Origin of the sequence: Enterococcus sp. AZ079 (assembly GCF_050547255.1) — a bacterium.
In the GTDB taxonomy this organism is placed as follows: domain Bacteria; phylum Bacillota; class Bacilli; order Lactobacillales; family Enterococcaceae; genus Enterococcus_D; species Enterococcus_D casseliflavus.
In genome coordinates, this window is sequence record NZ_CP172955.1 from 2036497 (window position 1) to 2059969 (window position 23473).

Sequence of the window (23473 nt, forward strand, 5' to 3'; positions counted from 1 at the left end):
TCGTTCTCTAGTATGATTAAATCACCACAAAATAAACAACTGAGAGGACGATATGCTATATGAATGATTCTATCAAAAAAATGCTGAGAATAATAGAGAAAGATTTGATGATTACAGAGGTCTCTTACGAGACCCTTCAGAAGAAAAAGACGTTGGTCGTCGATGCTGTTCTCTCGCCTACTCCTCGTGCTTGTAGAAGTTGTGGTTCTACTGTGGTAGATGGAAACGGGAAAGCAATTATAGTGAAAAATGGGAAGAAGGAAACGATTGTCCGTTTTGAACAATACAATCATATGCCTTTGATTATGCGCCTAAAAAAGCAGCGCTATACCTGTAAAAACTGTCGCACCCATTGGACTGCTCAAAGTTATTTTGTCCAACCCAGACATTCAATCGCAAATCATGTTAGATATAAAATTGCTTCTTTACTGACTGAAAAAGTATCTTTATCTTTTATTGCGAAAAGCTGTCAGGTATCTTTGACCACCGTTATTCGTACATTGAAAGAGTTTAAAAGCTATTTACCAAAGCAATCTAAGAAGATTCTCCCAAGAGTATTGATGGTTGATGAATTTCGTTCGCATGCTTCCATAGAAGATAAAATGAGCTTTATTTGCGCAGATGGCGAAACAGGAAAACTAATAGATGTTTTGCCTACGCGTAAATTACCCCGATTAACAAGTTATTTTTTAGGTTGTACCAATCCGGAAGAAGTAGAATTCTTGGTGACAGACATGAACGCCGCCTACTTCCAGCTCACCAAACGTGTTCTGCCAAATGCGAAAGTAGTGATTGATCGGTTTCATATTGTCAAACACATGAATCAAGCGTTCAATGAGTTGCGTATCCGTGAAATGAATGAACTTCGTAAAGCCGGACAGAAAAGCCAGGCAGAAAAACTGAAAAAGAACTGGCGCTTTTTGCTAAAAAATCGTGCAAACATCAACCATTATGAATACAAAACATGGAAAAGTTTCCGAGCACCAAAATACCCATTTCTTACTGAAGCAATGATGATTGATCGATTGCTTGAGTTTTCTCCGCCCCTAAAGGAGGCGTATCCCTTTTTTCATGAATTAGTTGAAGCCTTTCGAGACAAAGACCCTGACTTATTTTTCTCCTTATTGGCAGAACTTCCCGAAACGTTAGATGACAGCTTTCGGGAAAAGCTTCAAAACCTTCTTACTCATGAAGAAGGCATCACCAACGCAATGATCTATCCTTATTCCAATGGAAAAATAGAAGCGAAGAATACCCACATAAAGACAATGAAACGAGTATCCTACGGATTTAAATCATTCGAGAACATGAGAATTAGAATCTTTTTGATCAATCAATTAATCAATGTAAGATAACAAAAAATCTGAGCCAGAATGTGGTTCATTCTGACCCAGATTTGATTTTGCACAACTCATCAGTCCTTATTGACAAAGAGCCTCATTGCCATTGTCATTTGATCCCACGCTACCAAGGCGACGTGGAGGAACCAAAAGGCGGCGTTCGAGGCGTGATTCCTGACAAGCAAGCCTACTAAATACAAACAAGCCGTTTCTTCCAGCAAAGGGAAACGGCTTGTTTGTGTTTGTTAAAAATGAGGACGCTTAGGAATTGATCGCTGAATGGTTCATCAACCGATTGATATGAACGCCTAGATAGACGATTTCATTGACAGGGATCTTCGTTTGATATTCTTTATCGATATAGGCTTTGACTTTTGTCGCAATCTCCATAGCATTCGGATAAAGAGCCCACATTTGACGGTATAGTCCTTCATCTTCTTCTTGCAGCAGACCATCCAAAAAGAATCGGTCAACGAAGAAACGCACGTGGGTGATAAAGCGATTGTAATGGATCGAATTGGTGTTGACGTCTTGCTGGATCGAGTAGCGCACCATATTGACGATCAACCCGATCAATTTGGCCTTTTTCAACCCATCTTGATTTTCCTCGGTGTTCGACTGGGCATTGATCAAATGAAACGCGATATTGGAGGCTTCTTCTTCTGGCAGCTCAATCTGATACTTCTCTTTCAGTAAGCGCAGTGCCTGTTCGGCGGCTCGAAATTCCTCTGTATAGTAATTCTTGATTTCCCAATAGAGCCGATTCGTCACACTCAAGCCTTTTTGCTGACGTTCTACAGCAAAGTGCAAGTGATCCGATAAGGTGAGGTAAATCGTTGAATTTAGCGGATATGGCAGCATTTTTTGCGCCAGCTGGACGATTTCTTTGGTCATTTCAAAATAGTACAACGGAATCTCATCCACTAAATCGGCAAACTGACCTGATTTTTTTTCATCGATTGGCAGAAAAACTTGATCGATCTGGGTATCGGCTATGCTGTCGCCGACTTTCTTTCCATAGCCGATGCCTTTCCCAAGTGCAATCATTTCTTGGCCTTCCTTATCAACAAGTACGACACTTGAATTTAAGACTTTCTTGATGTAAATCATGCACTCTCGCTCCTCACTGTTTATTCTGCCAAACTTGCGCCATTGGTGGCGATCACTTCTTTGTACCAGTCGAAGGAATCTTTTTTCAAACGGTTATAACTGCCGTTTCCTTCATCATCGGCATCCACATAAATGAAGCCATAGCGTTTCGTCACTTGTGACGTCCCAGCACTGACCAGATCGATCGGTGCCCAAGAAGTATAACCAATCAAATCGACCCCTTCATCGATGGCTTCCTTCATTTGTTTGAAGTGTGCCTTGAAATAATCGACCCGATACGGATCATGCACTTGGCCGTCTTCAAGGACATCCACGGCGCCCATACCATTTTCAACGATCATTAATGGCACTTGATACCGATCATACAATGAAAGCAAGGAGATTTTCAAGCCTTTAGGATCGATCTGCCAGCCCCATTCAGTTGATGGCAGCTTGGGATTTTTTACCCCTAAAACCGTATTGCCCGGTGTCCGTTCGGCATTTGGATCACCTGATTCGGCCATAGACATATAATAACTAAAGGAAAGAAAATCAACGGTGTGATCTTTTAAGATTTGGCGGTCTTCTGGTGCCATTTCAATTTTGATGCCGCGTTTTTCCAGATCTTTTTCAATCATTCGCGGATAAGCCCCCTTGACTTGAACGTCCGCATAAAAATCATTTTCCAAGTTTTTCTTTAAGGTCAATTCAACATCCAATGGGTCACAAGTCAATGGATATGTCATTAGCTTCGTTAACATGCAGCCAACTTTATTGTTTGGGTTTTTCTCATGAGCGATTTTGGTCACTAATGAGCTGGCAACAAATTGGTGATGGAGCGCTTGATACACATCCTGTTCTTCTTTGCCTGCTTCTGATTGTTCTGGAATGATGCCCGCTGTTGTAAAGGGATGACGATGGATACTGTCGATTTCGTTAAAGGTCAGCCAATACTCCACATACTCCCCAAATTCTTCAAAACAGACGGTTGCAAAGCGGACAAAGTCATCGATCACTTTGCGTTCCACCCAGCCATTGTACTTCAAGCTAAGCGCTAGCGGCATTTCATAGTGAGACAACGTTACGATCGGTTTGATCCCCAAGCGCTGCATTTCTTGAAAGACATTGCGGTAAAAAGCGATCCCTTCTTGATTGGGTGTCGTTTCTTCCCCGGTTGGGAACAAACGGGTCCACGCAATCGACAATCGCAACACTTTAAAGCCCATTTCCGCAAACAAAGCCAAATCTTCTGGATAGCGGTGATAGAAATCGATTCCTCGCCGTTTTGGATAAATGGTATCTGTTGGATCTGCCATCGCTTCTTTGACGGCTTCTACGGTCACGTTCATGTGCGCCGCATAATCTTTGTTATCGACATGAGGTTTGTAGGTCGCCACATCTGCCACCGACAAGCCTTTGCCGCCAAGATTCCAACCTCCTTCTACTTGATTTGCGGCGATTGCGCCACCCCATAAGAAGTCCTTTGGAAAAGTTGTTTCAGTCATTTTTTCAATCCCCTTTTACATTGTTTTTGTTGCTTTGCTCATTTGTTTAGACGAGCGGTGCGATCGATAGAACGCCTTGGTCGCTTTGCTCATCGGTTGATTCGATCGTTTTGACCGTAAAGTTTTCTTGATTGGTGACCACACAGATCACGATTGGATCAAAACCAGCTGCTTTGATGGCATCCAAATCAAATTGGATCAGCGGTTGCCCTTGTTTCACTTGATCCCCCGCTTTTACGTAAGGGGTAAAGTGTTTGCCTACTAGTTGAACGGTATCCAAGCCGATATGAAAGAGCAATTCTGCGCCATTGCGGGTTTTTAACCCGATCGCATGGTTGGTTTCAAACAACATCGTGATCTCGCCATCTTCTGGTGCGATCAATTCGCCAGACGTCGGAATGATCCCGAACCCTTCTCCGATCATGCCGCTTGAAAAGACTTCATCGTTGACTTCAGATAAAGCTACCACTTGCCCATCTACTGGTTTGCTCAATACTTCGGCTTTGGGATCGGCAACAGTCGTCTTATTTTCTACCACTTTGTCTTTGAATAAGAAAAGGACAAGGACAAAAGAAACAGCAAAGGATACCCCTAACGTGACCAATGCCCACACAAGATTCATCGGGTTGGCTTCATCCACGAACATAGTGATACTTGCTAGACCAGGGCCAACTAATGCGAAGGCCTTGATGGCAAACAAACCAGCCACCGCTCCACCAACTAGGCTGGAAGCCATCACGCCGTAAAGCACTCGTTTATGCAGGATCGTCACCCCATACAAAGCAGGCTCGGTGATGCCAAAAAGGGCGGAGATGCCTGCAGAAACAGCGGTTGAACGAAGTTTTTGGTCTTTGGTCCGAACACTCACCGCAAAACAAGCACCAGCTTCTGCAATGTTATGTGCCAATGAGGCAGGCAAGTATAACAGCTCTGCCCCCATCTCACTCATGGACGAAACAGCATAGGGAATCATGGCTTTGTGCATACCAGTAACCACCATCAATGGTAAAACAGCGGCTAAAATCCCTGTTGCCACCCAACCTAAATGGGCATACAGCCAAATGATCGCTGCTGAAAAAATCGTTCCGACTTCAAAGCCTAATGGGCCTAAAATCAATAAAGCAACTGGAACCGTAATAACTAAGCTCATCATCGGAACAAAGAAGATACGGATCGGTTTTGGTGAGATTCGGGTAAATAGCTTTTCAATTTGAGCGTAAAATAAAACCGTTAAAATTGCTGGAAATACTTGTGACGCATAGGCGATATTTTGTAAACCGAAGCCCATGAACGCTGCGCCATCTGTCAATAGTGTCGTTAGTTCAGGCAAAATCAAGGCACCGACAGCGGAAACCGCCACCAATTGGTTGACCTTTAATTTATTTGCCGTGGTGATCGCCACTAAAATCGGTAAGAAATACAATGGTGCGCCACCGATCAGATTCAAAATTTGATACGTCTGGCTCGTATTGTCCATCAATCCAGTGACAGAAGCAAGTAACAGTAAGGATTTCAAGACGCCCCCTCCAGCGACTGCTGGAATCAACGGTTGAAAAATCGAGATAATAAAATCAAGCAGGACCGCACCCCACGATTGTTTTTGTTTGCCTTCACTTCCTCCATCAGCTGTTAGCTCATGACCTAACACGTTCATAACCTCATCATACACTTCAACGACATCATTGCCGATGATGACTTGGCATTGAACATTTTGTCGCACCCCAATCACGCCAGCGACTTTTTCCAAGGCATCTTTTTGTACGAGGCTATTGTCTTTTAAGGTAAAGCGCAAGCGTGTGGAGCAATGTTCCAAATGTGCGATATTTTCTTTTCCGCCAATCAACTCAACGATGGCAGTTGCCGTTTCTTTTACATTCATAATTTTCTTCTCCTTTAATTAGTTTTCCTTTGTTGGCCAAACAAAGAAAAAAGCAGGCAGCACCTACAAAAACATTGAACGGAATCCAACGATCCCTTCCATGTTTTTTATAGGTCCTGCCTGCATTACCAGTCACATGCCTGTTTTATTACTTGCATAATACCATGCTTTATTTGAAAACGCAACCACCGTTTTAAAAATATTTTGCTAAGCCTTTTGCTGAAACGAGAAGTTTGCTACACTTAGTGGATAATTAGTTGTTTCGTCTTCCTTGGCTTGCACCAGAAGCAAGAAGAACATCGCTGGCTAAACGTATCACAAGAAAGGATGAATCGGATGACTTCATTGAATCACTCATTGCATGTTGCCGTCCCAACAGCATTTGATCATGCAGAAAGACTTGACACGAAAAGAACGATCGCTCATATCTTGCAACTGCAAAAGCAAGGGATCAAATCGGTTTTGGTGTGCGGCTCCACCGGTGAACAGCACTCATTGACCTTGACAGAAAAAAAACAGCTTCTACATGCCTTAGCGCAAGAAACCAGCTGGGCAGCCGATTTCGAAGTCCTCTTCGGTTTAGCTGGCATCGTATTTCATGAAACGCTCGCGTTGGCAGAAGCAGTCAGCAAAAATCCCCGAATCGATGGTGTGGTTTTAGGCTTTCCCCCTTATCTTTGCCTGACGCAAAAGGAAGCCGTGCTCTATGCTCAGGGATTGATCCATACTTGCGAAAAACCAGTTATTTTATACAACAATCCCCGCCGCACGGGCTTTGATTTATCTGAAGAAAGTATCTTGACCTTGATCGCTGACCCTCGGGTGATCGGCTTAAAAGAAGCTGGCAGGAAGGAGCGAGTGCCTCAACTAAAAACAAAGACGGCTGCCGATTTTCGCTTTTATGCTGGTGGTGAAGCGGACTTGGCGGAAAAGGTCGCACTAGGGTTTAACGGGCTGTCATCAATGGCAGGAAACCTTTGTCCCAAGGAGATCCAGGTGATTTGGCAGGGCTTATTGAAAGGTGATGCAACGATTTCTACGTCGAATGAATGGCAGAATATGGAACAAGCAGCTGCTGGCGATCCAACCAATACCATCAGTTACCTTCCGTGGCTCAAGCAGCAAATCACCATTGATGGACAGCCCTTTGGCTTTTGTCGTCAGCCGCTAGGTCTAGAAACAATTGATCGGTTTGGCACTGGCTCAATTCCCCCTCATCTAGCACATGAAAGGCAGGAGAACCAGACAAATGAAGATTGATGCACCGATTGATCCACAACTAAAGCACTATATTGAAAGCTCCATCATCCCGCAATACAACCAATTGGATAGCAGTCACTCCCCAGCGCACGTCCACCAAGTGATCCAAAATAGTTTTGAAATTGCTGAAACATTGCCCGTTGACCTGAATATCGTCTATACGGTAGCTGCCTACCATGATATCGGCTTGCTCTATGGCCGCAAAAACCACGAAAGCAATTCCCGCAAGATCGTTGAACAAGATGCTGTGTTGCCACGCTTTTTCTCTCCTCCAGTCATTTCAATGATCGGCGAAGCTGTAGAAGATCATCGCGCCTCGCTGCCCTATGAGCCTCGCTCGCTTTATGGCAAAATTATTTCCGAAGCCGATCGCGACTTAGATTTTGAGCGAATCCTCAAGCGTACCTTGCTTTTTGCTTATGAGAAAAAGCAGCTGACAGATTTAGAACAATTGCATCATGAAGCGTATCAGTACATTTCAAAGAAATACGGTCCTCAAAGTAAGCTGAAGGTTTGGTTGGATTATCGCAAAAACCAAGACGGTTTGGCGATCATCTATCAAAAATTAGCACAACCTGAAAGCTTCCGTCACTCCTTTGAAAAAATCGTGCCGTTAGTTATCGCTACAAGCAAAGAAACTGACGATTGACACTTTGATCCAGCACCAAACTTCAAATAGGAACCCTCTGATTCAGCGCCGCAGTTGTGCCTGCAATGAATCAGAGGGCTTTTACTGTTATTCTAAACGTTCTTTCTCCACTAAAATCCCCCGCCCCTTCGCTGCTCCTACGCGCCTATTCAAATCAAAGGGCAGCAAGTGGTTTTCTTCAATCAACAGACACCCCTTCTAAATAACCTTCCTTTCTTCACCGAATTTACTCTTTGTAAGCAAGATAGTTTGCTGAAAATAAAAAAAATGGTATTTTTATTTTATCAAGTGATAAAATATTAGGAGGAATCGTTATGTTTTTGGCAATCAATGAAATACGCCATTCCAAATTGCGTTACGCCCTAGTCACAGGGGTCATGTTTTTAATCGCCTATTTGGTCTTTTTTTTAACTGGGTTAGCTTATGGGTTGGCTCAAGATAATCGGATGGCGGTCGACAAATGGGAGGCAGATCAAATTTTGTTGACCGAAGAAGCAAATGATAATTTAAACATGTCGATGCTTCCTCGCAGTCTTTATGATGAAGTCGATGCACCAGAAAAAGCAGTTTTGGCGCAAACCGCTGGAGTTGTGACCAAAGAAGACAACGGTGAAAAAGTCGATGTCACCTTTTTCGGCATTGATCCAGATCAATTTTTAGCACCCAATATTACCGATGGCGAGATGTTTGCGTCAGATGATGAAGCGGTCGCCGACAGCAGTATTGAGGAAGAATACGGGATTTCCATTGGTGACACCATCAAATTAGCAGGCAGTGACAAAAAATTAAAAATCGTCGGTTTTACAGATAACGCCCGCTTCAGTGTCGCTCCGGTCCTCTACACCTCGATCGGTGCCTATCAAGAAATTCGTTTTGAAAAAGAAGATGATTCTGAAAATGCCCGTATCAACGCGATCGTGACTCGTGGCAAAATCAAAGAAGTGCCAGATGATCTGGTCGCTACGGATATCAGCAAATTTATTAATGAATTGCCTGGTTACAACGCGCAAGTGCTGACCTTTGGCTTTATGATCGGGTTCTTGATCGTGATCGCTGCCATCGTTATCGGAATTTTCATCTATGTGCTAACGATGCAAAAATCAGAAATTTTTGGTGTCATGAAAGCTCAAGGGATCTCTAGCCGCTACATTGCTTTTTCGGTGATCGCCCAAACGTTCTTATTGGCAACCTCGGGTGTTTTGATCGGTGGTTTGGCAACGATCGGTACCGCCCTCGTGTTACCTGCGGCAGTGCCATTCCAAATCAATCTATTATTCTTTGCTAGTATCAGTGTCATGATGATTCTGATCGCGATGCTAGGTGCTTTCTTCTCGGTGCGAACGATTGTAAAAATCGACCCATTGAAAGCAATCGGATAGGAGGAAAAAACATGAGTGCCATTGAATTCAAACAAGTCAAAAAATCATTTAAAGATGGGGACGCGACAATTGAAGCCTTGAAAGAAACCAACTTTTCGGTAGAAAAAGGCGAATTTGTCGCCATCATCGGTCCTTCTGGCTCTGGGAAAAGTACCTTTCTAACGATCGCCGGTGGTCTGCAAGCCCCCTCTGAAGGCGAAGTATTTATCAATGACGAACCCTTCAGTAAACAAAAAGAAAAGCAACGGGCAAAAACTCGTTTCAAAAAGATCGGCTTTATTTTACAAGCTTCCAACCTTGTCCCTTTTTTGACGGTCAAAAAGCAACTCCAATTAGTGGATAAGGTCAGCAAAGAAACCCAAGAGCAATCAGCAACTGAATTGTTTGAACAACTTGGGATCGAAAAGCTGCAGAACAAATACCCCGATGAACTTTCTGGTGGCGAAAGACAGCGTGTGGCTATTGCCCGAGCGCTCTATCATGATCCCACCATCATATTGGCAGATGAACCAACGGCGAGTCTTGATTCAAAAAAAGCCGTCGAAGTCGTCAAAATCTTAGCAAAAGAAACCAAAGAAAAACAAAAAGCCACCATTATGGTGACCCATGATACCCGTTTAACAGATTATTGTGATCGGGTTCTCGTCATGAAAGATGGCGTTTTAGAAGAAAAAGAACACACGAAAAAAGAAGCCGAATCAGATGATTCGCAGAAGGAGCAAGCATGAAAAAAATTATTGTTGTCGGTGCGGGCGTGTCAGGATTAGCTGCTGCTGTCCGTTTGCAAAAACTTGGCTATGACGTCACCCTCTACGAAAAAGAAGGTCAACCTGGGGGCAAAATGAATCAGATCAAGGAAAACGGCTTTACCTTTGATGTGGGCCCCACCATCGTGATGATGCCTGAAATTTATCGTGAAGTGTTTGAATTTGCTGGCGTTGATCCGAATGACTATATTCCTATGGAGAAAGTCGATCCGATGCTGCAGCTGTATTTTGCCCAAGACGAACCGCTGACCTTCTCAAATGACTTAGTAGAATTGACCAAAACGCTAGAAGCGATCTCAGAAGAAGATGCTCAAGGCTATTTTGCCTTTTTAGCAGATATTTACAAACGCTATGTGATCGCCAAAGAGTCCTTCATCACCAAGTCGTTTCGGACATGGCGAGATTTTTACAATCCCAAATCATTATGGGCAGGGTTAAAGCTGCGAACGTTTAGTGACGCCTACTCTTCCATTTCTAAATTTGTCAAAGATGATCGCCTGCGTAAATCATTGGCGTTTCAAACCTTGTATATCGGTGTCTCCCCTTACCAAGGGCCGTCCCTTTATACGATCATCCCTATGATCGAGTTGATGTATGGGGTCTATTTCATCAAAGGCGGCATGTATACGTTAGCCACTGGTATGGCACGTTTGTTCCAAGAATTAGGCGGTACGATCCATTACAATACGCCGATCGATGAATTATTGATCGAAAACAAGCAAACCAAAGGCGTTCGTGTCAATGGAGAAACGATCACCGCAGATGCCGTGATTTGTGCGGCTGATTTTCCTTATGCTATGGAAAGCTTGATTCCTGATGAATCAAAACGCGGCAAATACACCAATCAAAAAATCTCTTCGATGGATTATTCTTGTTCTTGTTTCTTGCTTTATTTAGGTCTGGACAAAAAATATGAGGATAGCGCACTCCACAGCATTTATTTTGCCAATGATTTCAAACGCAATGTAGATGATCTTTTCGAGGCTGGTAAGCTGCCAGAAGATCCTTCCTTCTACTTGTATCGCCCAACCCTGAAAGATGCTTCCTTAGCACCTGATGGTCAAGAAGGTCTTTATGTTTTAGTCCCAGTACCTGAATTATCTAAATTTGATCAATGGACGGATGAAACGATCCAAAGCTACCGCCAGCAGATCATTGGATTATTAAAAGAAAAAACGATCTTTACGGATATCGATGAACACATCGTGTATGAAAAAATGTATACGCCAGATACGTTCAATGATCGGTTCAATGCCTACAACGGTGCGACATTTGGCTTGAAACCGACCTTAGCCCAAAGCAATTACTATCGTCCCCATAATAAATTTGATTATGCAGAAGGCCTATACTTCTGCGGCAGCAGTACGCATCCAGGAGCGGGTGTGCCAATCGTGATGCAAAGTGCCAAGTTAGCTGTGGAGGAGTTGTTAAAAGATGACCGTTAAATCATTAAGCGTCTTTGATGAATACGACAACGATTTTTTATACTGTGAGGCCATCATAAAAAAGCATTCGAAAAATTTTCATACCGCCTTTTCTCAATTGCCAAAAGACAAAGCCCGCGCCGTCTATGCCGTCTACGCCTTTTGCCGACGTGCCGATGATGCCGTCGATGAAAAGCAAGACCCATTGTTGATCGAAGCCATGAAAAAACGCTTGGAAGAAATGCAAAAACAAGTATCAGACGATACGATCGACTTGCCGCAAGCCGTCAAGGAAGAAGATCCTGATGAAGCCATTTGGCGGGCATTGACCCTTTCTTTCCAACAGTTTGATCTGCAATTTCAACCCTTTTTCGATCTATTGGTGGGGCAAAAACAAGACCTTGACTTCCAGCAGCCCACCTCTGAAAAAGAGCTTTCTGACTATAGTTACTACGTAGCTGGCAGTGTAGGTCTGATGCTCTTGCCGATTCTCTCGCAAGCAGCCGCTGCGATTCAAGAGCCTGCCATCAAATTGGGTGAAGCGATGCAGCGCACCAATATTTTACGTGATATTGGCGAGGATCTGCGGATGGGCCGCATCTATTTGCCGCAAACGGTCTTGGCGCAATACAACCTTTCGCGAGAGGCTTTAGCAGCTGGCAATCAAAACCCGCAGTTTATCGAGATGTGGGAACACGAGGCGCAACTGGCAGAGACGCTTTATCAAGAATCTTTTGTCATGATGCCGCAAATCGATGAAGATTGCCGTGAAGCTCTATTAGCAGCTGCTTTGATCTATCGGGAAATCTTGACTGTGATTCGCAAAAACAACTATCAAGTATTTGCTGAAAAAACAGCGGTACCGAAACAACGGAAAATCCAACTTTTGTTTACCGCGAAAAAAATGCTTCGTCAGGAACGTTGGGAGGGCTGACTTTGAACTTGCGAGAAAAAATATTACGAGTGGCAGAGAACCTGTTTATGCAGCAGGGGTATCAAGCAACTTCTACTAGACAGATCGCAGAAGCCGTCGGCATCACCCAACCCAATCTTTATTATCACTTCAAAGGCAAAGAAGCCATCTATTATGAAGTGATGGTCTCTTTGGCACAAGAGGTTTCTGGAAAGCTAAATCAGACCGTTGAAGATACTTCCTTGACGATCTCTGAAAAAATCTTGAACATGTTTCTTTTTTTAAGAAGTCGGCATCGGATCAATTTTTATATGATGATGCACGACATTCAGCATACCGTTTCTGAGGACACTTCTAAAAAACTGTACTTGCTTTGGCGGAAAAATTACAAAGAACCGTTTCTTGACTTGTTTCGTCGCAGTGATTCCAATCTCCGTTCGGATGTCGACCCGGAATTTGTCACCAGTCAATTGTTAGTACTGATGGCGGCTCATTTGGACTCACCAGAAAAAGAAGACAAGATGCCAGAAGCGATCGATTTGTTTTTATTCGGTGCACTAGGCAATGGGCCAATTGCGAAATAGCTGGAACGTTGGCTTTTGTCCCGAGAATAATCATTCGACGAATTTCTGACAATCGCGTACACTGATCCAGTAAACAGAAACTTAAAAGGATGGATGTACATGTCAAAAAATCGAATCGAAGCCTTTACCGATGCGGTCATTGCGATCGTAATGACCTTATTAGTATTGGAATTGCACCAGCCCGAAGGCGATACCTTTGCTTCTTTTTTAGGAGTGGAACAGCAATTTATTATTTATTTGATCAGCTTTGTGATGTTAGCGATCTACTGGAACAATCACCATCATCTATTTCAAGTAGTGTCTAAAATCGACGGTTGGACCTTGTGGGCGAATCATTTGTTGATCCTGGCACTGACCCTCTTTCCTTTTGTAACGTCATGGGTCAGTCGTTATCCAGTCGCTCTTGCCCCACAGCTGCTATACGGGGCTGTCATTTTATTGACGGATTTCAGCTATTTCCTAGTTGGAAAATCCTTGGTTCGTGCCAATCCTGACAATCAAGCCATCGTGGAACTGTTTCGCGGATACAAGAAACTCTACTTTACGTTGTTTATCAACGTGCTGGCATTGCTCCTCGGCTGGCTGATCCATCCCCTATTTATCATCACACTGGATAGTCTTGTACTATTGTTGTGGGTGATCCCTGAGAAAAAAGTAGAAACCTTTTTAAAACAATAAAAACACTTGCGTCCTTCTCCTAAAAGCGGTGAATGATTGCGCACAAGCAGCCGATTGGTCTACTTTTGCGCAGTCATCCATCAAGAGAAGGACGCAAGTGTTTTTTCTAACGAATCAAGTCTTTCCCTGGTGCCTGTAAGACTTGTTCAACTTGTTCTTTGGTGGTTAAGGGGACATCTCCCAGCATCGTATGAGCCAAAACTGCATTCGTGATAGCAAAATCAGCGGTGCGTTGGAGCGACCATTTTTCGGCATAGCCTAATAATACGCCAGCAGCATAGGCATCCCCTGCCCCGATCCGATCCAACACTTGCAGCAGCTGCGGTGCCGTTTCATAGGTATCTTGTGCCGTAATGATCCTTCCGCTGATAAACTGCTTGTCTTCCACGGCTAGACGCCGTGTCCCGCAGAACCATTCTAGTTGATACTGGTCAATAAAGGATTGGATCAATGCAAGCTCGGCGCCTTCTGTTTCCTCTAAGGGATAAGCCAATAGCTCCTCCAAGTCACGGACAGACCCGAAAACTAGGTCACAATAGGGTAGGATCGTTTCATACCGTTGTTTCAGTACCTCCCGATTTAATTCTTCATTCAAGCTTGGACGGAAGTTGAAATCAAAGCAGACGCGAATCTGCTTGGCATGGGCCTGTTTCGCCAAAGCCAAAGCTGTTTGCCAGGTTTTCTCAGTCAAACTAAGAGAGATCCCGCAAATATGAATGAGATCGATCGTTTCTAAAAAACCATCGATAGCATATTCTTCTGGACCTGAAACGCCAAAGGAACTATGATGTCGATTTTGATACGTCACATAGGTCGGACGAGCGCCGTAGCCGATCTCGGCGAAATAACTGCCGATATGACTATATTTTTTGCCAACAAATGCCGTTTGAATCCCATAGGAACGCAAGCTGGCTTTTGCCGTATCTCCTAATCGGTTGGCTGGCACCTGCGTCAGCATCGACGTCGTCAAGCCGAAATGCGCCAAATTGCCTAACAGATTGACCCCTGTTCCCGTAAAATCCATTCGCAAAGAGTGGGTCTGTTCCAACGTTCGATATTCTGGTGGCGTCAACCGCATCATTACCTCACCGTAAGCACCGATCCGCATCATTGATCCCCCCTATTTGGCTGCTGCCAACACCTTTTTCGTCATTTCTGCTAATGTCTGTACATCTCCAGGGCGTGTGTCCCCTGTTTCGCCATCGATGATCGAGCTGTAAATATGTGGAATGATTTTTTTCACGCCTGCATCAACAGCGATCTGCAAGATTTCTTCAAAGTTTTCTAAATCGATACCGCCGGTCGGTTCCAAATAAAAATCATTCGCGGCACAAGCCTCGGCTACCGCTTGATATTCTGCTTTATGAGCCAACCCTTTCATTGGAAAATACTTGATAGAACTAGCGCCCATGTCTTTTAATAAAGCGATCGCTGTTTCAACTGGGACTTCTGCAGATGGAGTTTGTGAACTCAATGGACCAGTCGCAATATTGACATAGCCGACTTTTCCCGTTGGTGAAACCAGGGCATTGACGATCGTTTCAGATTGTCCTAGCAAAGCTCGTGAGGTCCCCGCTCCCGTGAACACTTGGTTAACATGCTGTGGTTGAAGAACAGCGGAAATTCGGGAGACCATTTCACTTTGATTGGGGTCGCCAGCACCAAGCCCTACAGAAAGGGCATTATTTGTTGCCACTTGATAGTTCTTCATGTCAGCGATAGCCGCCTCGTCACTATCATAGTTTTTTGATAAAACACCTAGGACGATGTTGCCCTCTGCTGCTTCGTAACAAGCTTTCGCATTGTCGATGGAGTTTGCTAACACATTTAGACAGACACGGTCAGCGAAATAATTGGGTGAAGTTTTCATTTTTGGGTTGCTCCTAACATAATTTCTTGTAAGCGATCAGTGATCACTGCCATTTCTTGTTCATTGACTGCTCGAATATCAAATTCAATAATGCCGTTATTGGCTTGGTACTCACGGGTATAAATCGCTGGTTCTCCTGCTTTTAGCGCGTCGATCACTGCTTTGGCACTTGGTTCTTTCACTTTAACACTCGCCCGATAAATGTCTCTGCCAGCGCTGTCTTGAACGATTTTTGCTTCGAAACCAGTGATTTCATTGATTGCCGCAATAAATGGTTGCAGACGCTCTTGCATCGAAGCGCCAGATTCTGTTCCCTCCGCTAGATAATCCGTCACGGCTTGGGTAAATCCGAGAATATTGTCTTTACCGATTTTCATTGCTCGACCTATCCCTTTGGATTGCAGGCGCACCCAAGAGACATAGGGCTGCTTGCCGATCACTAAGCCAGCACTCGGTCCTGAAAATGCTTTGGCACCTGAATAGATCACTAAATCAGCACCAGCTTGGGTATAGGCAAACAAATCTTCCTCAGCAGCCGCATCAACGATCAATGGAAGATCGTGTGCCTTGGCAACTTGGGCCGTTTCTGCTACCGTCAGCATACTTTTTTGAACGGTGTGATGACTCTTTATGTAGAGGATTGCTGCCGTTTCGGGTGTGATCATCTGTTCAATGTGCTCGGGTGTACACATATTGGCATAGCCTGCTTCCACTACCTTCCCACCACCTTGTGTCACCATCACTTCCACTGGTGTGCCATAATCTACGTTGTGGCCTTTGGGCAAAATGATCTCCCGCTTACTGATTTTCTCACTATATGGATGATACAAATGATAGCTGTCGCCTTGACCGATGAGTGCCGCCACTGATTGGGCGATCCCCGCTGAAGCGGAAGAAACGATCTGTGCATCTTCCGTTTTCAACAATTCTGCTAAATAGGCTCCGGTTTTTTCTGCTAGATCTGCCATTTCAAAGAAATGCTCCCCGCCGTAGCGCTGGGCTGCAAGCACACTTTCGCTGACTTTCGAGACACCTAGAATCGTCATTTTGCCAGAAGCATTGATGACTTCTTTCAAGCCTAATTCTTCAATATTCAGTGTCAAAAAGTTCCCCTCCTATCACCGCTTTTTGCGGCACGATCTGTTGTGTCGTGATTCGGCGATTGCCGTTAGAATCCGTCAATTCCTTTTCGCCCGCTTCAAAGCGGAAAATCGTAAAATCAGCATCATATCCCAATGCGATCTCGCCTTTGTTCTGTAAATGAAATTGCTTCGCAGGGGCACTGGTCACCTTCTCGATGATCTCACGCCAATCATACCCTACGACCGCTAATTTTTCCATAGTCGTCGCTAAATCAAAGACTGGTCCATTGGTACGATTGCGAATGTAGATATCTGTACTAATGGAAGAAGCCTTCAGCTGATTGGCAAAGGCTGTCTCCGCCACGTCAAAATTGAAACTGTCTGTCCCATGACCAATATCGAAGACCAAGCCTTTTTCATAGGCAGCAAAGACGAAAGGCTTGATGGTTTGGTTTGTCTGATCCAAAATCCCATTGGCTTTGCCGTTAAAGCAATGGGTCACCACATCGCCTGTTTCCAATTCAGCGAGAATCTCTGCTAAATTCGGTGGTGCTGAACCAATATGGACCATCAAAGGCAGCGGTTGATTTTCAGCTTGGATCGTTTTCGCTAATTTCAACGGCGTGATGCCATTTTCGCCGATCACCGTTTTGCTCATTCGGGCTTTGATCCCGACGATAAAGTCAGGAAACTTCTGCAGTGCTTCTTTGACCAATTCTTTTTTGACTTTTGACAGATCCGCAAGTTCATCCTGCTCTACGATCCCCCATTTGGAAATGTTGACTAAAGCAAAGACATTGGTTTTGGCTTCTTTGGCTAAATCATAAAACCGATGGATATTTTCAGCGCCCGTCGTCCCCGCATCGATAACGGTCGTGACGCCTTGTTTGACACCGATCTCGTCTGGATAATCATAATAGAGCGTCATTTCCTCGAAACAATGGACATGGTCATCGATCCAACCAGCTGACAAGAACTCCCCTTCTGCTAAGGTCAGCTCTTGTTTCGCCTGCTCCTGCAATGTGGGTGCCAGAGCAGTGATTTTGCCGTCTTGAATCCCAATATCAAATACTTCTTCATCGATCGTGCGGGCTTGACGAATAATCAAATCAAACATTTCGTTACACCTTCCTCTCTGTGAAAGTGAATTTCGACCAAGGATGGATAAAGGGCAGCAGAACTAACTCTTGTTCGACGATCGAACCGATTTTATTTTTTCGTGGATCTGAGTGAGGCTCTAGCACGACTTGCAGCTCGTTTTTGTACTTGCCAAAACGATCGTTGCCGATCACAACGTCCCCTCGTTGAAAGACGCCTTCGTGGTCATGGACAGGATTGTCATGGTTCTTATACTTTTTACGAACTTCTGTGGAACGGATCATCCGATCGGTGATGTCGCCTCGACGGTAATGCTGCTCGTCCAGGGCGATTTGGCGTTCAACTTCATTGATTTCAGGCACAAATTCAATAGCAAATGCAGTCTGGTAGCGATCAATCGCTCCTAGCGCTGCCAATTCTGCTTCAGAAGCATAAGCATTTCCGATAATGACATCGTCGATCAAGCCTGTGGCAAACAAATGCTTTGCGGCTGTTTCTACAGGCATTTTCCGGTGCATTTCTAAGGTCGGTAAGCCATCATTGATATCCCAAGGTCCGATCGTTCCCGTTTGAGAAGAGATAAATGCGGCGGTTCGAATGCCTTTTTCCTTGAAACGACGACTGCATTTTTCAAAGAAATCATAGGGCAAGGCAGTCCCTTCTTGCGGATAGAAATTGTGGCAGCCATATAAGTAAGGAATGTTGGCTTGATAGGTCAAAATATTGTCTAAATACGCCACATCATTGCTCATATTCAATTCAACAGCTAAGCCAAAGGGATTGTAGGTCAACATCGCTTCTTTATTGCCGTCAAAGCCTAAATCTAAACGAATCCCATCGGCACCTAGTTCATGGAAAAAGGTCAAGTCATCATAGGAGATGCCTAGTTCCGAAAAGATGGCTGGTGCCACGTCTAAAATCGTTTCATAGCCTAATCCTTTGGCAAAATCAATCAACGCTTTAAACTTTTTCTGCACATTTTCTTTGCCGTCACTCACTTCCAGCATACTCATAAAAATGCGGCTAAAGCCATAATCATGGGCTAATTGCAGATAGGCTTTGTCTGTTTCAAAATCACTGTGATCGGGATACACCGATACTCCTAGTTGTCTTTTCAACTTATCTCATCCTCATTTCTTCATAAAAAGCAGTAAAACGTGTCAGTAAAAGCGAACTGCAAACAATCGTCGCCGTTATCGTCAAAAATGGTCCCCACGGAAACTGACGGCTCAGTAGGATCGCTGCAGCAACGCCAAGAATCCCGAACAAAAGCATCCGCCAAAACGGCACTTCTTGAATTTTTTTCCCTTGTGCTGATTTTGTTAACCAAATTTGACAACCAAAAAATAAACAAATGGCATAAATCCCCATGTTTGCACCTCACTCTTTTTTGTCTTGCTTAAGCGGCTGTTTCTTCTTCTTGTTCGCGGGCAATCTGCTGTTTCTCAAAGACTTTAAAGAATGGGTAGTAGATTGCGAGTGTGATAAAGAAGTTGACGATCACTAAAATCGCTGCTGCGATACTCCAGTCCGTACTCATCCAGGCGGCGATTGGTGCTGGAATGGCAAACCCAAGTCTGGCAGCCATCATCGGTACGACACCCGTAATAGTCGCGAAGTAAGAAATCGTTGTCGTAATCAATGGTGCCACCAAGAACGGAATGCCTAAGATCGGGTTCATTACGATCGGTGCACCGAAAATCACTGGTTCATTGATATTGAATAAGCCTGGCAAGATGGACAAACGGCCCAATTGTTTCAAGTATTTTGATTTGGAGAAGAAGAACAAAACGACCAACGCTAAGGTCGTACCGGCTCCACCGATCCAGACGAACCATTGTAAAAATTGTTCCGTAAAAATATTAGGCAATTCATGCGCATTGCCAGATGCTTGGAACGCTTCCATATTTTCAGCGATGGAAATATCCCAGAATGGACGAATGACAGGACCCATGATGGCTGGTCCATGAATCCCCAGTACCCAGAAGAAACAGATCAAGAAGACAGTCAATAAGCCACCAAACAAGCTGTTACCAGCTAGTACGTCTTTTAACGGCATCAACAAGTTACTTAAAAAGCCATTGATATCAAAGCCTAACATATGACGGATCACCCAGAACAAAATCAGGATCGCTCCTCCAGGAATCAACGCCATAAATGAATTCGTTACTTCTGGTGGCACACCATCTGGCATTTTGATGGTAATGTTTTTTACGATAAAGAAACGATAGATTTCAACGGACAAGATCGCCGTGACGATCGCGCCAAACAAAGAGCCTGAGCCTAAGTTTGCCACATTGATATAGCGTCCCGCATCAATGATGCCTTCCACAGAATCAAAGACGCGCAACGGTGGTGCAGCGGTTACAAGAAAGGACATCGTTGCTAAGATACCCGCAGTCAATGAATCCAGCTTGTAGCTTTTTGCTAGCGATGAAGCAATCCCATATGTTGCATACAATGCCAATAATCCGACTGTATAACGAAAGGGAATATCCAAAACTTCCCGATACGGTTCGATCACCGCAGCGACTGATTCGATGGGAAAATTCAGTAAGATCGTGAAGAAAGACCCAACGATCGTTAATGGTAACGTAGCGATGATCCCCTTACGAATCGCTACCATGTGCCGTTGCATCCCCACTTTATTTGCAATCGGCATCAACTTCTGTTCAATAAATTCTACAAACCCTTTCATAATTGCCTCCTTAGTTTATAACATTATAATGTTTATACAAGGATAATAGCACAGAGGATCTGGGTTCGTAAATAGTTTTTTAAACAGTAGATAGAATAATCTTTTCGCAATAACATTTCCTACAGTAACCATCAAGCGTCCTATCGTTGTCCTTTCGGTCGATACTGATACATAAAACGATTTTGGATGACGGTACAATTGATAATAAGTAACAAAATGAAAACTGGTGCCAAAGGAGTGCGGATCAACAAGAAAAACAAACTGAGTAAGAAAAGTAAGGAAACAAGTAATAGTTTCCAAAAAGCCAGCGTGATTTTGGCATTATTTTTTTCTAAAAGAAGATGGGTCAGAAAAATCAAAAGCAAACAACTCACTACTAGAACCATTCTACTCACCTTCTTTAGCTGTTTCTAGCTCTTGCGCCACTTGAAGTTTCTCAAATGCTTTAAAGAATGGATAGTAAATCGCTAATGAAACGAAGAAACAGACGAAGACCATCAAACAAGCAACCCAATTCCAATTTGAGGTAATCAATGCGCCAAGAGGTGCGGGAATCGAAAATGGTGGTTTGACCATCATCTTAGGCATCCAATCTAAAGCGGTAACGATATAGACTAAGATAGTATTAGCGATTGGCACAAGAATAAACGGAATTGCCAACAGTGGATTCATCACAATTGGCGTCCCAAAGATCATCGGTTCATTAATATTAAAAATCCCTGGTAAAATGGAAAGACGACCCAATTGTTTTAAATAGTTTGAACGAGAGAACATAAACAAAACAACCAATGCAAGCGTTGATCCAGTACCACCCATTTGCGCATACCATTGATAAAATTGTTCGGTAAAAAGATTTGGTAGATCAAAGGCAGACATACCGTTTTGGAATAATTCCGCATTTTCTAAAATTGCTTGATCCCAAAATGGACGAATGATGGGTCCTAAAACGGCATGGCCATGAATACCCAATACCCAGAAAACGCAGATAACAAATTGTGTGATGATTCCGCCAACCAAATTATTGCCTGTTAAGAAACCTTTTAAAGGAGAGATGGCGATCGTCAGTAATCCATTTAAATCGAAGCCGAAAAAGTGGCGCGGAATCCAAAAGACTAAGATAACCAGCAAGGTTGGTAGGAGTGCCGCAAAGGATTCGCCTACAACAGGCGGTACGCCTTCTGGCATCTTGATTTCCAAATTTTTTGCTTTTGTAAAATGATAAATCTCTACTGAAACTAGCGCCGCAATGATCGCACCGAATAATCCTTGTGATCCAAGTGAAGCGATGGGTAAATACCTTCCTGCAAGTACGGCATCTCCTGTCGTGCTGATGCCTTCCGCCAAATTGATCGGAACGACCATTAAAATCGTCGCTAACATGGATAAAAACCCACTTGTTATTCGATCGAGTTTGTAACTGGCACCTAAGTTGGAGCCAATCGTAAATGAGGCATAAAGAGACATTAACCCCACCGTAAATCGAAAAGGAATGTCAAGTGCCGGTAAATAAGGAGCGACCCATTCGGTATAGCCAGGAATCGGCAAATTTAAAATAATGGTGAAAAAAGAGCCAACGATCGTGAGCGGCAAAATAGAAATCAACCCATTTCGAATTGCCTGCAAGTGCCGCTGCTGTCCAATAGCATTGGCAACCGGTAATAACTTCATTGCAACCGAGTCTAAAACTTTCATTATAAAACCCTCCTAAAATTCGTTTGAAAAACCATTTTTTTGAATCACTTCTTTAAACCATAGACCAGACTTTTTCATCGTTTTTTCTCCCGTTTCTAAATCCAGACGATAAAAGCCATAGCGGTTTTTGAACGCATTCTGCCAACTCCAACAGTCCACAAATGTCCACATGTGATACCCCAGACAGTTACTCCCCTCCATCATTGCTTGATGAAGCTCAATTAAATGCTCTTTTAAAAAAGCAATTCGGTAGTTGTCTTGCACTTGCCCCCCTTCGATAAATGTTTCTTCTCCCTGGATTCCGATGCCATTTTCTGAAACAAACCAATCAATATTCCCATATTCTAACTGGATTTTTTTAGCGATATCATACAAGCCATGAGGATAAATCTCAATCCCCCTTGAAGTATTCATTCTTCTGCCAGGCATCTCGTAATCATCGTAAAACCATTCTGGTGAGAAAACTCCCTCGGGATTAGGCAAAGATTCTTTGGCTTTCACTCGCCGTGGACGGTAATAATTGATTCCTAACAGATCAATCGTTGTTTCAGCAATCAAGGCAAGATCTTGTTCTTCCACTCGTGGCATTTGGTTGTAGCGCGTTAAAATAGCCTTTAACTCCTGCGGGTAACGACCTTTTAAAATCGCTTCATTAAGCGAGCGAGTATAGAAGAGGTCTGCCATTTCCGCTGCTTTTAAGTCGGCAGGATGCTGGCTTCTTGGGTAAACTGGAATCACATCCATAATGATACCGATTTTTCCTTGATATGTTCCTTGTCGAAAGACCTTAACTGCCTCACAGTGAGCAAGGATGATATGGTGAAGTACTTGCGCCGCTCGTTTAAAATCAACTACATAAGGATAGTGTCGGTCATGCAAATAGCCGGCTTCTGCTGGAATCATCGGCTCATTAAAGGTAAACCAGTAAGCAACTTTCTCATGAAATAGATCAAAACAAATTTTTGCATACGCCCGATACGCTTCGATGACCTCACGATTTTCAAATCCGCCGATTTCTTGTAATTTCATTGGCATGTCAAAGTGATAAAGATTGATAAACGGTTTGATGCCTCTTTGATTTAACCCATCAAGCATTCTGGTATAAAAGTCAACAGCTTCTGGATTAACTTCCCCTGTACCTTCGGGAATAAGACGTGACCAAGAGATCGAAGTCCGAAAAGAATTAAAAGAAAGTGCCGCCATTCGATCCAAATCCGCTTCCATTTCCTGATAAAACCTTGATGTATGTTCTGTTGTAACTCCTTCAAAAAACCGATGGTTATAGTTTTTTGATGCATAATCCCAAATGTTTTCTCCTTTATTGTCTCCAGCAATCGTTCCTTCTGATTGTGTCGCACTTGTTGCTGCACCCCAGAAAAAGTCCTTCGAAAAATTATACGCCATGTCGCCCTCCTACAATTCCTTTTTTACTAAGCGAAGCATCCGCTTACATTATTGAACAACGAAAGTATAGCATGAAGTAAAATCAATATAATGTTATAATCCAAAATAGAAAACGTATTCATCCCTTGTCATTTGTTCCACAAAAAAAACACTTTGTTACGG

The 23473-nt window shown here is 43.6% G+C and carries 22 protein-coding genes and 1 pseudogene; 10 read left to right on the forward strand and 13 right to left on the reverse strand.

Annotated features, from left to right (window positions below; all coding sequences use genetic code 11):
- Positions 1-59 precede the first annotated feature (59 nt).
- Both IGJ15_RS09795 and IGJ15_RS09800 read left to right on the forward strand, forming a co-directional pair.
- On the forward strand, positions 60-1355 hold the full coding sequence (locus IGJ15_RS09795; protein ID WP_275851999.1) for an ISL3-like element ISEfa11 family transposase: 1296 nt from the start codon (positions 60-62) through the stop codon (positions 1353-1355).
- Positions 1356-1438: 83 nt separating this feature from the next.
- A pseudogene (locus tag IGJ15_RS09800) lies at positions 1439-1534 on the forward strand (HIT family protein); the annotation flags it as partial.
- A 67-nt stretch (positions 1535-1601) separates the two neighbouring features.
- On the opposite strand, the gene IGJ15_RS09805 reads toward IGJ15_RS09800, so the two are convergent.
- The 3 genes from IGJ15_RS09805 to IGJ15_RS09815 are packed head-to-tail and all read right to left on the reverse strand — an operon-like array spanning position 1602 to position 5813.
- A complete protein-coding gene (locus IGJ15_RS09805) occupies positions 1602-2450 on the reverse strand; it encodes a PRD domain-containing protein (protein WP_010747958.1) in 849 nt (282 codons plus the stop codon).
- Between the two features lie 20 nt (positions 2451-2470).
- Positions 2471-3934, reverse strand: coding sequence for a glycoside hydrolase family 1 protein (locus IGJ15_RS09810; protein WP_430599044.1), 1464 nt, complete (start codon positions 3932-3934; stop codon positions 2471-2473).
- Between the two features lie 46 nt (positions 3935-3980).
- Complete coding sequence (locus tag IGJ15_RS09815; protein WP_010747956.1) at positions 3981-5813, reverse strand: beta-glucoside-specific PTS transporter subunit IIABC; 1833 nt, start codon at positions 5811-5813, stop codon at positions 3981-3983.
- A gap of 336 nt (positions 5814-6149) precedes the next feature.
- Here IGJ15_RS09815 and IGJ15_RS09820 point away from each other — a divergent pair, with 336 nt between their 5' ends.
- From IGJ15_RS09820 to IGJ15_RS09855, 8 genes are all read left to right on the forward strand, one after another.
- Positions 6150-7073 (forward strand): dihydrodipicolinate synthase family protein, encoded by a 924-nt coding sequence (locus IGJ15_RS09820; protein WP_010747955.1) that lies wholly within the window; start codon positions 6150-6152, stop codon positions 7071-7073.
- Positions 7063-7722: an HD domain-containing protein gene (locus tag IGJ15_RS09825; RefSeq protein WP_010747954.1), complete on the forward strand. Its 660-nt coding sequence runs from the start codon at positions 7063-7065 to the stop codon at positions 7720-7722. Before IGJ15_RS09820 ends, IGJ15_RS09825 begins: the two co-directional genes overlap by 11 nt.
- A gap of 314 nt (positions 7723-8036) precedes the next feature.
- Positions 8037-9101, forward strand: coding sequence for an ABC transporter permease (locus tag IGJ15_RS09830; protein ID WP_005235249.1), 1065 nt, complete (start codon positions 8037-8039; stop codon positions 9099-9101).
- Between the two features lie 11 nt (positions 9102-9112).
- On the forward strand, positions 9113-9829 hold the full coding sequence (locus tag IGJ15_RS09835; protein ID WP_005225713.1) for an ABC transporter ATP-binding protein: 717 nt from the start codon (positions 9113-9115) through the stop codon (positions 9827-9829).
- Positions 9826-11313: a phytoene desaturase family protein gene (locus tag IGJ15_RS09840; RefSeq protein ID WP_010747952.1), complete on the forward strand. Its 1488-nt coding sequence runs from the start codon at positions 9826-9828 to the stop codon at positions 11311-11313. The genes IGJ15_RS09835 and IGJ15_RS09840 overlap by 4 nt, the downstream gene beginning before the upstream one ends.
- Positions 11303-12226, forward strand: coding sequence for a phytoene/squalene synthase family protein (locus IGJ15_RS09845; RefSeq protein WP_010747951.1), 924 nt, complete (start codon positions 11303-11305; stop codon positions 12224-12226). The genes IGJ15_RS09840 and IGJ15_RS09845 overlap by 11 nt, the downstream gene beginning before the upstream one ends.
- 2 nt (positions 12227-12228) lie before the next feature.
- On the forward strand, positions 12229-12789 hold the full coding sequence (locus tag IGJ15_RS09850; protein ID WP_010747950.1) for a TetR/AcrR family transcriptional regulator: 561 nt from the start codon (positions 12229-12231) through the stop codon (positions 12787-12789).
- 99 nt (positions 12790-12888) lie between these two features.
- A complete protein-coding gene (locus tag IGJ15_RS09855; protein WP_010747949.1) occupies positions 12889-13467 on the forward strand; it encodes a TMEM175 family protein in 579 nt (192 codons plus the stop codon).
- 106 nt (positions 13468-13573) lie between these two features.
- On the opposite strand, the gene IGJ15_RS09860 is transcribed toward IGJ15_RS09855, so the two are convergent.
- The 10 genes from IGJ15_RS09860 to IGJ15_RS09905 form a co-directional block, all read right to left on the reverse strand.
- On the reverse strand, positions 13574-14578 hold the full coding sequence (locus tag IGJ15_RS09860) for a sugar kinase (protein ID WP_010747948.1): 1005 nt from the start codon (positions 14576-14578) through the stop codon (positions 13574-13576).
- 9 nt (positions 14579-14587) lie between these two features.
- Complete coding sequence (dagF, locus tag IGJ15_RS09865; RefSeq protein ID WP_010747947.1) at positions 14588-15337, reverse strand: 2-dehydro-3-deoxy-phosphogluconate aldolase; 750 nt, start codon at positions 15335-15337, stop codon at positions 14588-14590.
- Positions 15334-16440: a DgaE family pyridoxal phosphate-dependent ammonia lyase gene (locus tag IGJ15_RS09870; protein WP_010747946.1), complete on the reverse strand. Its 1107-nt coding sequence runs from the start codon at positions 16438-16440 to the stop codon at positions 15334-15336. Before IGJ15_RS09870 ends, dagF begins: the two co-directional genes overlap by 4 nt.
- Positions 16424-17536 carry an amidohydrolase/deacetylase family metallohydrolase gene (locus tag IGJ15_RS09875; protein WP_010747945.1) on the reverse strand — a complete coding sequence of 371 codons (1113 nt, stop codon included), beginning with the start codon at positions 17534-17536 and terminating at the stop codon, positions 16424-16426. The genes IGJ15_RS09870 and IGJ15_RS09875 overlap by 17 nt, the downstream gene beginning before the upstream one ends.
- Before the next feature lie 4 nt (positions 17537-17540).
- Entirely contained in the window at positions 17541-18635 is a 1095-nt protein-coding gene (locus tag IGJ15_RS09880) for a DUF871 domain-containing protein (protein WP_034695473.1), read from the reverse strand.
- Between the two features lies 1 nt (position 18636).
- Positions 18637-18888 carry a hypothetical protein gene (locus IGJ15_RS09885; protein ID WP_005225703.1) on the reverse strand — a complete coding sequence of 84 codons (252 nt, stop codon included), beginning with the start codon at positions 18886-18888 and terminating at the stop codon, positions 18637-18639.
- Between the two features lie 28 nt (positions 18889-18916).
- Positions 18917-20215 carry a PTS sugar transporter subunit IIC gene (locus IGJ15_RS09890; protein ID WP_005225702.1) on the reverse strand — a complete coding sequence of 433 codons (1299 nt, stop codon included), beginning with the start codon at positions 20213-20215 and terminating at the stop codon, positions 18917-18919.
- A 140-nt stretch (positions 20216-20355) separates the two neighbouring features.
- Positions 20356-20601, reverse strand: a complete 246-nt coding sequence (locus IGJ15_RS09895; protein ID WP_010747943.1) for a hypothetical protein — start codon at positions 20599-20601, stop codon at positions 20356-20358.
- Between the two features lies 1 nt (position 20602).
- Positions 20603-21907: a PTS sugar transporter subunit IIC gene (locus IGJ15_RS09900; RefSeq protein ID WP_121261710.1), complete on the reverse strand. Its 1305-nt coding sequence runs from the start codon at positions 21905-21907 to the stop codon at positions 20603-20605.
- Positions 21908-21919: 12 nt separating this feature from the next.
- The gene (locus tag IGJ15_RS09905; RefSeq protein ID WP_010747941.1) at positions 21920-23311 is read right to left on the reverse strand and encodes a glycoside hydrolase family 1 protein; all 1392 of its coding nucleotides are present in this window, start codon (positions 23309-23311) and stop codon (positions 21920-21922) included.
- Between the last annotated feature and the right edge of the window lie 162 nt (positions 23312-23473).

What these genes read in the sequence shown, in the direction of transcription:
- IGJ15_RS09905 (WP_010747941.1), bottom strand. Translation starts at nt 23,311, where the DNA reads ATGGCGTATAATTTTTCGAAGGACTTTTTCTGGGGTGCAGCAACAAGT.
- IGJ15_RS09810 (WP_430599044.1), bottom strand. Translation starts at nt 3,934, where the DNA reads ATGACTGAAACAACTTTTCCAAAGGACTTCTTATGGGGTGGCGCAATC.
- IGJ15_RS09900 (WP_121261710.1), bottom strand. Translation starts at nt 21,907, where the DNA reads ATGAAAGTTTTAGACTCGGTTGCAATGAAGTTATTACCGGTTGCCAAT.
- IGJ15_RS09840 (WP_010747952.1), top strand. Translation starts at nt 9,826, where the DNA reads ATGAAAAAAATTATTGTTGTCGGTGCGGGCGTGTCAGGATTAGCTGCT.
- IGJ15_RS09825 (WP_010747954.1), top strand. Translation starts at nt 7,063, where the DNA reads ATGAAGATTGATGCACCGATTGATCCACAACTAAAGCACTATATTGAA.
- IGJ15_RS09830 (WP_005235249.1), top strand. Translation starts at nt 8,037, where the DNA reads ATGTTTTTGGCAATCAATGAAATACGCCATTCCAAATTGCGTTACGCC.
- IGJ15_RS09815 (WP_010747956.1), bottom strand. Translation starts at nt 5,813, where the DNA reads ATGAATGTAAAAGAAACGGCAACTGCCATCGTTGAGTTGATTGGCGGA.
- IGJ15_RS09835 (WP_005225713.1), top strand. Translation starts at nt 9,113, where the DNA reads ATGAGTGCCATTGAATTCAAACAAGTCAAAAAATCATTTAAAGATGGG.
- IGJ15_RS09805 (WP_010747958.1), bottom strand. Translation starts at nt 2,450, where the DNA reads ATGATTTACATCAAGAAAGTCTTAAATTCAAGTGTCGTACTTGTTGAT.
- dagF (WP_010747947.1), bottom strand. Translation starts at nt 15,337, where the DNA reads ATGAAAACTTCACCCAATTATTTCGCTGACCGTGTCTGTCTAAATGTG.
- IGJ15_RS09845 (WP_010747951.1), top strand. Translation starts at nt 11,303, where the DNA reads ATGACCGTTAAATCATTAAGCGTCTTTGATGAATACGACAACGATTTT.
- IGJ15_RS09895 (WP_010747943.1), bottom strand. Translation starts at nt 20,601, where the DNA reads ATGGTTCTAGTAGTGAGTTGTTTGCTTTTGATTTTTCTGACCCATCTT.
- IGJ15_RS09885 (WP_005225703.1), bottom strand. Translation starts at nt 18,888, where the DNA reads ATGGGGATTTATGCCATTTGTTTATTTTTTGGTTGTCAAATTTGGTTA.
- IGJ15_RS09820 (WP_010747955.1), top strand. Translation starts at nt 6,150, where the DNA reads ATGACTTCATTGAATCACTCATTGCATGTTGCCGTCCCAACAGCATTT.
- IGJ15_RS09795 (WP_275851999.1), top strand. Translation starts at nt 60, where the DNA reads ATGAATGATTCTATCAAAAAAATGCTGAGAATAATAGAGAAAGATTTG.
- IGJ15_RS09855 (WP_010747949.1), top strand. Translation starts at nt 12,889, where the DNA reads ATGTCAAAAAATCGAATCGAAGCCTTTACCGATGCGGTCATTGCGATC.
- IGJ15_RS09860 (WP_010747948.1), bottom strand. Translation starts at nt 14,578, where the DNA reads ATGATGCGGATCGGTGCTTACGGTGAGGTAATGATGCGGTTGACGCCA.
- IGJ15_RS09890 (WP_005225702.1), bottom strand. Translation starts at nt 20,215, where the DNA reads ATGAAAGGGTTTGTAGAATTTATTGAACAGAAGTTGATGCCGATTGCA.
- IGJ15_RS09875 (WP_010747945.1), bottom strand. Translation starts at nt 17,536, where the DNA reads ATGTTTGATTTGATTATTCGTCAAGCCCGCACGATCGATGAAGAAGTA.